The following is a 10632-nucleotide window of genomic DNA, read 5'->3' on the forward strand; positions in this document are numbered from 1 at the left end:
CCCGATTGATGTTTTTGTAGGCACATCCAAATCCCGGATGCGGGGTAATGCTTCTACAATAACGGGCTGCAAAGGCAGGAACAAGACAGCAAAAGGTAAGGTTGCGGTAATAGAACCTTAAGAATTCGATCAGGCGCGGATTGCGGTTTCCGTTGGCACTGGCTGCTGCGACTCTGGAACCTTCTCCAGTGCGGCCTGAATCACCTCCAGGCCTGCACCAGACTTATGGGCGTTTTCGCTGATGTATCGGCGGAATTGGCGACCACCGGGCATGCCATGAAAAAGCCCAAGAAAATGTCGGGACATATGGCCAAGGAATACACCGCGCTTCAGTTCACTCTCAATAAACGGGTACATGGCTCTGAGTACATCGTGGCGCGACCTTGCAGGGGGCTCAGCGCCAAAGAATGCTGAATCCACGCCTGCCAGAAGCCAGGGGTTGTGGTAAGCCTCCCGGCCGAGCATTACGCCGTCTGTATATTTCAGGTGTTCATGGCATTCTTCGAAGGTCTTTATGCCGCCGTTGATAATGATCTCAAGGTGCGGATATTTTTGCTTCAGTTGGTATGCCCAATCGTATTTCAGCGGCGGAACATCCCGGTTTTCCTTCGGACTGAGCCCTTCGAGAATCGCAATGCGGGCATGAACAATGAAAGTGCGGCATCCGGCAGCGGAGACTTTGTCTACAAATTCACACAGGTCTTCCCAGGATTCGCGGCCGTTAATGCCTATACGGTGTTTAACTGTAACCGGAAGGCGAGTTGCTTCAATCATTGCCCTGACGGCTTCTGCCACCTTATCAGGTTGCGCCATCAGGCAGGCGCCAATCATATTGTTCTGAACCCGGTCGCTGGGGCAGCCAACGTTAAGGTTTACCTCGCTGAAGCCAAAATCTTCCGCAAGCCGCGCACAATGGGCGAGATCCTTCGCATTACTGCCGCCAAGCTGCAGGGACAAAGGGTACTCCGCAGGATCATGGCGCAAAAACCGTTCAGTATCCCCGTGGATCAGCGCACCGGTGGTGACCATTTCGGTGTAGAGCAGGGTGTGCTGGCTGAGCAGACGGGCAAGGTACCTGTAATGCGGGGTGGTCCAATCCATCATCGGCGCGACGCAAAAGCGCCGGGATGGCTCAAGCCCAGTGTTTGCAGGGGTTGAGGGGTGGTTTTGGAGGTTTTCTGAAGCTGCGTTTTTGATCATTTATTGCTCAATTCTGCCCGTTTTTAGGGTCTCGGTGCTACAAGAGTGCTACAGACTCGGGCTTGTAGCACCCAAATCTGGCCCCGTGTTTGGCCAACCTTCAAAGCAAAGCTCGTGGCCTGAACGATACGTTCAAACGGGCTATTCGAATTGCCGATTCTATCAGGAAAACTATTTAGCCGGTGTATTGGGTTGGTATTGCCCTATGAGTAATAGCCGATGTGGGGCTCAAGCGTGAGGTAAAATTCTGTATCAGGAGAGCCGAATATTTGATCGACCGATAGCTCGAAGTCTTTGTTGAGTTCTGGTGGAGCAAGTTTCGAATTTGAGATACCTGAAAACTTTTAAACTTGCGGATAATGAAGGCGACTAAATCGAGCGATGGCCCGAATTGGCATAGGTATCAGGCATTACTCTGACGTCAGGGTGCAGAGTTCCGACACTGTCATACGCAGTTCCAGCCGGTCGACGGGTTTGGACAGGTAAGCATTGAAGCGTTCGGTGCTGTTTTCTTCTCGTCGTGGATTGCTGTTGAGGGTACCTGAGAGTAGTACCACTGGCAGATTTGGCCATTGGGAGCGTGCGGCTAGGAGTACGTCTTCGCCAGAGGCACCCGGTAAGCGGTAGTCAGTACTAATGATCGAAGGTACGCCATTAGGGTTTGCGGCGGCTTCTACGCATGCCTCAGCAGTTGTGAAGAGTTTTACCTCAAAGCCCATATCAGAGAACTCCTCATCCAGTGCGTCGCGAATTGCTTGAGAGTCATCCACAATCCAGGCTATCTGGCCCTGGGCGTCAAATTTAGGCAATAAATCCTGTACCGCTGCAAGAGATGTCGCAGCAAGTTGCTCATCGCCGGCTATATAGGGAATTGTGCAAGTAGCTGTAGTGCCTTTGCCTGGCTCACTTTCTAGCTCAAGGGTGCCGCCAAGTTTTTCTGTGAGCTCAAAGCAGATTGCCAAGCCAAGGCCGGCGCCTGGGTTGCTTTCTGAGCTTTGGTAAAAGGGGGTGTAGATATTTTTGAGAACGTCGGCTGGTATTCCCCGCCCGGTATCGCTTACACGGAAGATCAGTGATTGTTCCTGGCCTGAAGTGTTTGCAACTGCAATAGACAGAGAAAAACTGCCTTCGCTGGTGTATTTCGAGGCATTGTCCAGAAGGTTGAGCAAAATGCGCTGTAGCTGCTTGTTGCTGCAGCGTATGACCGTTGGCAGGTCTGTTTCAATCTTGAGCTGAAACTGGTTATTTTGATTGCCGGCGATAATGTGGGCGTGATTGACCAGGTTGTCGATAAACGCCAGAAGATAGATATCTTGAAGCGCATCATCATCTGCCGATACGTCATGGGCGTAGTCGACCAGCCCATCGATCAGGTCTTTCATGTAGAGCGCCCGGTCCTGGATGACCTTCGTTGCTTTTTCGGCAGCCACCACTCCACCCGCCTGGAGCTGGGCATAACCCAGAATGGCGGTTAATGGCGATCTTAAATCGTGGGTGACTTGCCCCAGGAAATTCACCTTTGCCGTGCTGGCCTTTTTGGCAGTTTCAAGAGCGGTGTTTAACTCTTCTGTGCGGCTTGCGACTGCTCGTTCCAAGGTGCGCAGGTACTCGGACTCTTGTTCTTTTAGCGTTTTCTCAGCAGTGCTCAGCCGGTTTTTTTGCTGCCAATTGAATGTCAGTATTAAAGCAACTGCGACCATGATTTCGATAGAAATTCGTGTAAATGTAGAGGCAGTGGTGTAGTCAAAGTTGAAGATATACTTTAACAGCGCGAGCGTGGTGGTGGTCCAATAAATGGACAGCAGTAGCAAAAGCAGTAGCTTTGCTGGCTCTGAACGCGACGCGCGTAAAACAGGCGCTACCAGAAACAGCCAGGCTGCGAGGTACGCAATCATAATCACAGTGCCCAGTTGCCGGATAGCAACACCATCGAGTACAAAAGTGAGGCTGGCAATGATGGGCATTGAGAGGGCGGTCAGGATGAGAAACCTACGCCAGAAGCGATGTTTGTTAAAGCCCAGCAGGAAAACTGATGCCGCTAAGAACAATTGTGATGTGAATACTGCTGTAGAAACTCTCAGATTTATCGAGTAGTTTTGGAGAAACGTCAGCAAATAATTGCTGAAAAAACCGTCTTTTTCAGCTTCCACAATAAATCCGGATAACAACCATAAACCGGTCAACAAAAAACCAGCGTTGAACTGGAGTATCAGAACCACCAGTAGAGTGAGAATGCCTGCAAACAGTGCGGCCTGGAATATCCGGTTTTGATTGATGCTCTGTGAATAAGAGACTGGCTCCCAGCTTTTTACGCTGACAAAGGGAAGGCTGTCACTATAAATCTTAATAAACAGTTGTTGGGTTTCGCCTGCGTTGAGCTGCACCGGAATTATGGTTTTACCATTTTTTACAGCGCGATCCTGTAAAGAAATGGCAAGCCCTGTGGCCTTCTGCCAGAGAGTTTTTTGAGTGTTTGGGTCAAGAAAGTACGCGTCTACCCGGTTCATTCTCCATGGCTCTAATACCAGCCAGCGTATGAGCGGGTGTTCACTACTGTTGTGTAACGAAGCCTTTAGCCAGATTGTACTGTGTTGACGAGGGGCGGCCAGGTTGTCGTTGTCGGGCTGAATCCAGTCGGTGTGTATCAGAGCGTCGCTGAGGCTTTGAACATTACTGAGCCTGGGAATTGCCAGCATCGCACCTATAAGCTCTTTACTATCCGCTGTGCTTGCCAGATCTATAACCGGGCTTTGGCTGGGCGCAGTGTTTGCCAGTGCCGCGGATGATAGAACAAAAAATAGCGAGGCGATAATTGTAGTAAGCGTGTTTATTCGGCGGTTATAATTCAAAAAATAACTTCCCTGAAGTCAGCTGTGCTGCTGTCGAAATTCTCTGGGTGTTAGCCCGAACCGGTCTTTGAATGCGGTGGCAAAGTTTCCGCTATCCGTAAACCCAACCTGAAGTGAAATGTCTTTCACGGGCAGGTTTGTGCGTTGCAGTAACCCCCGGGCCTCCTTCATGCGTTCTTCCCTAAGATACTCGTACACCGTCACGCCGGCGCAGGCCTTGAATGCTGTATTCAAGTGCTTGCTGTTGGTTCCTGTCAGTTTTTCCAGCTCTTTCATTGTGGGCGTTTCAGACAATGATTTCAGCAGGTGCGTGCGTGTGGAGTGAAACACAATGACATCCCGGTTACTGACCGAAGCTGTTTCGGGTTTGCCTTCCCCCCTGCTGGCTGGTGCAGGAGGCTTCTGCCTCAGATGTATGGCCAGCCGCAGTTTTACCTCGTTAAAGTCAAAGGGTTTGTTGATGTAGTCAACAGCACCCGCAAGTAGCCCTCTGACTCGGTGCTCTGGCGAGGTCATGCCGGAGATAAAAATTACGGGGATGTGGTTTGTGCGCGGGTCCTGCGTGATTATTTTGCAGGCGTCCTGGCCTGTGCAGCGAGGCATCTCCGAATCCATCAGAATCAGGTCGGGTTGCAGAGCACGGGCTTTTTCGATGCCGTCCAAGCCATCCATCGCATAGAATAATCTACAGCCGTGCCGTTGAAGATAGGCGGTAAGTAGCATGCGGTCTGCTTCTTCATCGTCGACAACCAGAATTCGTCTATCTTCAAGCGTCTCCATCTTCATCCTTCTGAATGACTGCCGCCCGGCTCCGCGGAGGCTTTTATATGTGTCTACCTATCTTTAGGTAGACACAGTATGTAGTGCACTGCTTCTGCAATCAACAAGTCTACAACATGCACGCTGGCTGGCTTGGAGTGCTTTTGACTCAGGGCGATTGCTGGTAAAAGTTTTACCTGCGAGCACAGGTTTTGGCCTCCAATCACAAGTTCTCTCCATCCTGGGGGGTAGGCTTGGGTAACGCAGATTTTATAACTCGCAGCTTTGAGTTGGGTGCTGTCAGGCTCGGGTGTGCTCCAAGCTTTCTACCATGCTCGCCTCTGTCCAGCGTCTGCAAACCCCAAGAAAAGCCAGCGTAATAATTCATTCGTTTCAGGTCTGTGGCCTGTACCGGTTGCCTTGAGGACATTATGGCCAGAACTCCCTCTCTCGCGAAATTAGCCCTTGCAGTTTCTTTGAGTTATTCCGCAACCGTTGCAGCAGCAACAGTGCAACAAGATGATCTTTTGAGTGTTGTGAGAGAAACGCTTGACACCAATCCTGAGTTGCAGATTCGTCTGAACGCCTTTCAGGCTTCTACTCACGACCAACGGGAAGCCTTCGGTGGATACTTGCCTTCGTTGGATTTGAATGGCTCTGTTGGTATGGGGGATCGTGAATTTGATGGTCGGGGCAGCTTTAGCCGCAATTATGCTGAAGTATCGCTCACGCAAATGCTGTTTGACGGGTTTCGGGTGCGCAATGCCGTAGCCAGGGCCGAACACAGTAGTCGAGCCCGTTATTACGAGCTGCTGGATGAGGCTGAAACCAAGGCGCTTGAGGCCTCTGAGGTTTACCTGAGTGTTCTCAGGCACCGGGAACTGGTTGCCCTGGCGCAGCAAAACGTGGCCAACCACCAGCGGGTGCAGCGCCATGTTAGTGAACGCGCCGCCCAAGGTGTCAGTAACCGGGCCGACTTGAAGCAGATAGATGGGCGTTTGTCTCTTGCCCGTTCCAATTTGATGACCGAGATTGCCAACCTGCAGAGCGTAACCGCGCGTTTTCAGCGCCTGGTTGGGCGCTTTCCGGCTGAGGAGTTAAGCCCCTTTGAAGTGCAAGCAGAGCGGGTGCCAGAGGATTTGTGGCAGGTTCTCACAACAGTGTATGCCAACAACCCGGCATTGTTTGCTGCTTTTGAGGAAATTCAGGCATCCGAGGCTTCCTATGGCGAGGCCAAGTCGGGCCGTTATCCCACACTCGAACTGGGCGCCCGCCATGGTGTTTATAAAAACAACAACAGTTTTGACAGGCGCACAGACCCCGATTCGTACGGCGGCGACACGGTTATCGAATTGCGTGCGCGCTACAACCTGTACCGCGGTGGCAGTGACCGGGCGGCAGAACGTGCGGCGGACCGCCGGATAAGCCTGGCAGAGAGCATGCGGGATAAAACCTGCGTTGATTTGCGCCAGACAGCAACCATTGCCCACGGCGATGTGCTTAACTTGCAGGTTAAGTTGGACTCCCTCGAAGCCCACCGCGAGAAAGCGGAAGGGGTGCTTGGCGCTTATCGTGAACAATTTGACATAGGGCGTCGCTCTTTACTGGATGTGCTGGATTCTGAAAACGAGTTTTTCCAGGCCGAACGTGCCTACATCAACGGCACCTATGATCTGGAAATTAATCGCCTGCAAACCCTTCATAGTATGGGGCGCCTGCTAGGTACTCTGAATGTAACCAGCCAGGAGCTGCCAGATCTGGGGGATATCAATCGCTCTGTGAATCCGGGCTCCAGCCGCTACTGCACACTCCCCAATGAGGGCGACAGAAGCTTTGACCGTTACCTTGAAACAGCAGAGACCGAAGAAGTTCTGAGCTTCGGCAGCGACACCCTGTTTGACATTGGCAGTGCCGAGTTCAAACCCGAGGCTATGGCCCGCCTGCAGCAATTCGCGCGCCGTTTGTTGGAGCGCGACACGGTTAAATCCATCAACATTGTTGGACACACCGACAGTTCGGGTAGCGATGCGTTGAACCGCGAGCTGTCTCTGGCCCGTGCCATAGCGGTGCGTGATGCACTCATCGACAGCGGCGTTGATGAAACGGTGATGCTGGTTTCGGGCGCAGGTTCTTATCAGCCCAATGCAACCAACGACACAGCTGAGGGCAGGGCCCTGAATCGTCGTGTTGAGGTGCGCGTTACCCATACCAGAAGGTGAGTTTAAAAAGCTCTTATGGACCAGACAAATGATCCCTTAAGCGCTTGCCTGTTATGGCTTGCGGCTGAAAATGGCACCATGACCAGCCACGATGCGCTGGTCGCCGGGCTGCCATTGGTGGACGGTCGTTTGTCGCCTTCGGTATTTGCCCGCGCAGCGGAGCGGGTCGATATGAAGGTTAAGCTGGTGCGCCAACCTTTGGAGCGTCTGAACAGCCTGCTGCTTCCTTGCGTTGTGTTGCTTGAGGGCAATCGCGCTTGCCTGTTGGAAAACATTGATCTCCAGGCGCAGGCGGCGCAGGTGCGATTGCCCGATGTGGATATGGAGATCGAGCAACTGGAGCTTGCCAGCCTCAAGGAGAGCTACACCGGTATTGCGTTGTACTGTCGCCCGGATTTCCGTCTGGATCAGCGCAAAACCGGGGCAGGCTCTGCGGTTGATAAGGGCCACTGGTTCTGGAGTGTGATCAAGGCAAACCGGCCGGTGTACCGGGACATCCTGATTGCCGCCTTCTTTATCAACCTGTTCGCCCTGACCATGCCCCTGTTCGTAATGAATGTGTACGACAGGGTGGTGCCCAACCACGCCACGGATACCCTTTGGGTACTGGCCCTTGGTGCCCTGTTTATAATCTGTGCCGATCTTGCGTTGCGTTTGCTGCGCAGCTGGTTTGTTGAGCTGGCCGCAAGCCGTGCCGATATCACCTTGTCTGCCCGCATTATGGAGCGCATTCTGGGTACCCGGCTTGAACATGCGCCGCAATCGGTGGGCTCATTTGCAGCCAATGTGCAATCGTTTGAATCCGTGCGCTCGTTCATTGGCTCCATGACGGTAACCGCGCTCATCGACCTGCCATTCTTCCTGCTGTTCGTTGTCATCATCGCCCTGATCTCCCCGGTGATGGTGATTCCTGTGCTGATCGGCGCGACCATCATTATTCTGTACGCGCTCTCGGTGCAGGCAACTATGCACCAGCTATCAGAAACCATGAGCCAGGCCAGTGCCCAGCGTAACTCCGGCCTGGTGGAAAGCCTGGTAGCCGCACCCACGCTGAAAAGCTTCAACGCCAGCAGCCGTATGCAAAGCGCCTGGGAACAATCCACCCGGTTTTTGTCTGGCTGTTCTGGTAAACAGCGCATGCTTGGCATGTCGGTAGGGGCTGGGGCTTCCTGGATTCAGCAGGTGGTGTCGGTGGCGATGATTATCACCGGTGTGTATCTGGTGATTAACGGTGATATGAGCCAGGGCGGGCTGATTGCGGCTTATATGCTGTCGTCCCGTGCCATGGCGCCGGTGTCACAAACCGCTTCGCTGCTTACCCAGTATCATCAGGCAGCTACCGCCATGATCGCCGTTGAACAGATCATGGATGCCGAGCAGGATCGCGAGCCGGACAAGCAGCTGATCAGCCGGGGCAAATTGCGCGGTGAAATCGAGTTTCGTGATGTGTCTTTCCAGTATCCGGGTGAGGACCGGGATGCCTTGAAAGGCGTTTCTCTGCACATTCGGGCTGGCGAGCGTGTGGGTATTCTGGGCCGTGTAGGCTCAGGCAAGAGCACTCTGGAAAAGCTCATACTCGGCTTGTACCGCCCAACCTCTGGCACCCTGCTGGTGGATGGCGTGAATATCGGCCAGATCGACCCCGCCGAACTACGCCGCAACATTGGCTACATCCCGCAAGACGTTCAGTTACTCAGCGGCACTGTGTACGACAACGTTACCCTGGGCATAGAGCACCCCAACAACGAACGCCTTTTGCAGGCCATCAACGTATCCGGCTTGAAAGGCCTGGTGGGTGACCATGCCGATGGCTTGTCGATGCAGGTAGGGGAGGCCGGCAATCGCTTGTCTGGCGGGCAGCGCCAGACCATCGCCGTGGCCCGCGCGGTCATGGCAGACAGCAGTATTCTCTTGCTGGATGAGCCCACCAGCGCCATGGATAGCACGCTGGAGAACCACGTCAGCAAAGGTCTTAACCAGTTTGGCCAGGGCAAAACTGTATTGCTGATAACCCACCGCACCAGTTTGCTGGATTTGGTGGATCGCCTGATTGTTATGGATGCCGGGAAAATCGTCGCGGATGGCCCCAAGCAAACGGTGCTTCAGGCCCTTCAGCAGGGCAGCATTCAGCGGGGGGCGCAATGAGCAACGACCCGAAGATTGCTGAGAAAGCGGAACAGAAAGCGCTGGAACAACAGGCGTTTGAGCGCTTGAGCAAGGCAGATGCCGTTGGTGCTCGGGGAAAAGGCTTTATTGATCGCCTGTTCCGGCCTTTTTTCTCGGCGTTTCGCAGCAATTCCCGGCATTGGCCTGCAGACGCAGATCAGGCCATGGAACTGCAAAGCACCCTTCGCGCCCGTAGCCTGCTGTATGGCATAGCCTTGACGTTTATTGGTTTGATTATCTGGGCCGCGTTTGCACCCATAGATGAAGTCACCCGGGGTGAGGGCAAGGTGATCCCGTCTCGACAACTCCAGATTATTCAGTCTGCAGATGGCGGTGTGATTGAAGAAGTATTTGTAGATGAAGGCGCCAAAGTCAGCAAAGGCGACCTGCTGGTTCGCATAGACCCAACCCGCTTTGTGGCCAGTTATCAGGAAGGCAGTGTGCGGGCGTTTGCACTGGCCGCCAAAGTGAAGCGGCTGCAGGCGCTGATCCAAAGCGAGCCGTTAGAACTGAATTACAGCGAAGCCGTAACACCGGTGCAGGAACAGGTGTTGCAGCAGGAAGAAGGCTATTACAAGGCCATCCTGAAAGAGCTGGATGAGCGCTTGGCGGTTGCCCGGGAACAGGTTGCCCAACGGCAACAGGAACTGAGCGAAGCCCAGGCGCGGGCATCTGCATCAGAGCAATCCTATCGCATGTCCACGCGGGAGTTGCAGGCCACGGAACCCCTGCTGGCTTCTGGCGCTGTGTCAGAGATAGAAATACTGCGATTACAGCGGGATCAGGCCGCTGCCGATGGTGAGCGTCAGCAGGCTGCTGCCCGTGTGCGACAGGCAAAAGCCAGCATTCAGGAAGCCGAATCCAGGTTGCTGGAGGTTGAGTCTTCCATGCGCAACCAATGGCGTGCCGAGCTCAGTGAGGCCAGTTCGCAGCTAAACAGCTTGAACAAGAGCGTTGCCGGGTTGGCAGACAAAGTAAAACTCTCGGAAATTTGCTCGCCAGTCAATGGAACCGTGCAGAGAGTGCTGCTGAATACCATCGGTGGCGTTGTTCAGCCCGGGAACGCAGTGGTTGAAATTGTTCCCAGCGACGATCGCCTGTTGGTTGAAGCCAAAATCGCGCCAAAAGACATCGCCTTCCTGCGCCCAGGCTTGCCAGCAACCATCAAACTGCATGCTTACGACTTTGCCATCTATGGCGGAATTTCCGCGACCATCGAACACATCAGTGCCGACACCATAACGGATGATCGCGACAACACGTTTTATCTTGTGCGCGCCATAACCACGGCAAAAGACTCGGCGCAGCATTTATCTGTGATCCCGGGCATGACCGCACAACTTGACATCATGACCGGCAAAAAGACCATTTTGTCTTACATACTGAAACCATTATTGCGTGCCAAAGCCAACGCTTTGAGCGAACGCTGAAGTAACTTT

General features: G+C 53.5%; 6 protein-coding genes. 3 read left to right on the plus strand and 3 right to left on the minus strand.

The window, feature by feature from the left end; genetic code table 11:
• Nucleotides 1-129 precede the first annotated feature (129 nt).
• The 3 genes from dusA to CDH47_RS08760 all read right to left on the minus strand — a co-directional run bounded on the left by dusA (nt 130) and on the right by CDH47_RS08760 (nt 4829).
• Entirely contained in the window at nt 130-1200 is a 1071-nt protein-coding gene (dusA, locus tag CDH47_RS08750; RefSeq protein WP_100639506.1) for a tRNA dihydrouridine(20/20a) synthase DusA, read from the minus strand.
• Nucleotides 1201-1610: 410 nt separating this feature from the next.
• On the minus strand, nt 1611-4049 hold the full coding sequence (locus CDH47_RS08755) for a hybrid sensor histidine kinase/response regulator (protein WP_100639507.1): 2439 nt from the start codon (nt 4047-4049) through the stop codon (nt 1611-1613).
• Nucleotides 4050-4067: 18 nt separating this feature from the next.
• The gene (locus CDH47_RS08760; protein ID WP_205077555.1) at nt 4068-4829 is read right to left on the minus strand and encodes a response regulator; all 762 of its coding nucleotides are present in this window, start codon (nt 4827-4829) and stop codon (nt 4068-4070) included.
• Nucleotides 4830-5239: 410 nt separating this feature from the next.
• Here CDH47_RS08760 and CDH47_RS08765 point away from each other — a divergent pair, with 410 nt between their 5' ends.
• Genes CDH47_RS08765 through CDH47_RS08775 form a run of 3 tightly spaced genes read left to right on the plus strand, consistent with a single transcriptional unit; the run spans nt 5240 to nt 10623 of the window.
• On the plus strand, nt 5240-7027 hold the full coding sequence (locus CDH47_RS08765) for a TolC family outer membrane protein (protein WP_100639509.1): 1788 nt from the start codon (nt 5240-5242) through the stop codon (nt 7025-7027).
• Nucleotides 7028-7042: 15 nt separating this feature from the next.
• Nucleotides 7043-9172: a type I secretion system permease/ATPase gene (locus tag CDH47_RS08770; RefSeq protein WP_100639510.1), complete on the plus strand. Its 2130-nt coding sequence runs from the start codon at nt 7043-7045 to the stop codon at nt 9170-9172.
• A complete protein-coding gene (locus tag CDH47_RS08775) occupies nt 9169-10623 on the plus strand; it encodes an HlyD family type I secretion periplasmic adaptor subunit (protein WP_193601618.1) in 1455 nt (484 codons plus the stop codon). Before CDH47_RS08770 ends, CDH47_RS08775 begins: the two co-directional genes overlap by 4 nt.
• Nucleotides 10624-10632: the final 9 nt, after the last annotated feature.

Origin of the sequence: Marinobacter salexigens (assembly GCF_002806945.1) — a bacterium.
Taxonomy (GTDB): domain Bacteria; phylum Pseudomonadota; class Gammaproteobacteria; order Pseudomonadales; family Oleiphilaceae; genus Marinobacter; species Marinobacter salexigens.

Coding starts and splice junctions, on each gene's coding strand:
- dusA (WP_100639506.1), bottom strand. CDS start 1,200: ATGATCAAAAACGCAGCTTCAGAAAACCTCCAAAACCACCCCTCAACC.
- CDH47_RS08765 (WP_100639509.1), top strand. CDS start 5,240: ATGGCCAGAACTCCCTCTCTCGCGAAATTAGCCCTTGCAGTTTCTTTG.
- CDH47_RS08775 (WP_193601618.1), top strand. CDS start 9,169: ATGAGCAACGACCCGAAGATTGCTGAGAAAGCGGAACAGAAAGCGCTG.
- CDH47_RS08770 (WP_100639510.1), top strand. CDS start 7,043: ATGGACCAGACAAATGATCCCTTAAGCGCTTGCCTGTTATGGCTTGCG.
- CDH47_RS08760 (WP_205077555.1), bottom strand. CDS start 4,829: ATGGAGACGCTTGAAGATAGACGAATTCTGGTTGTCGACGATGAAGAA.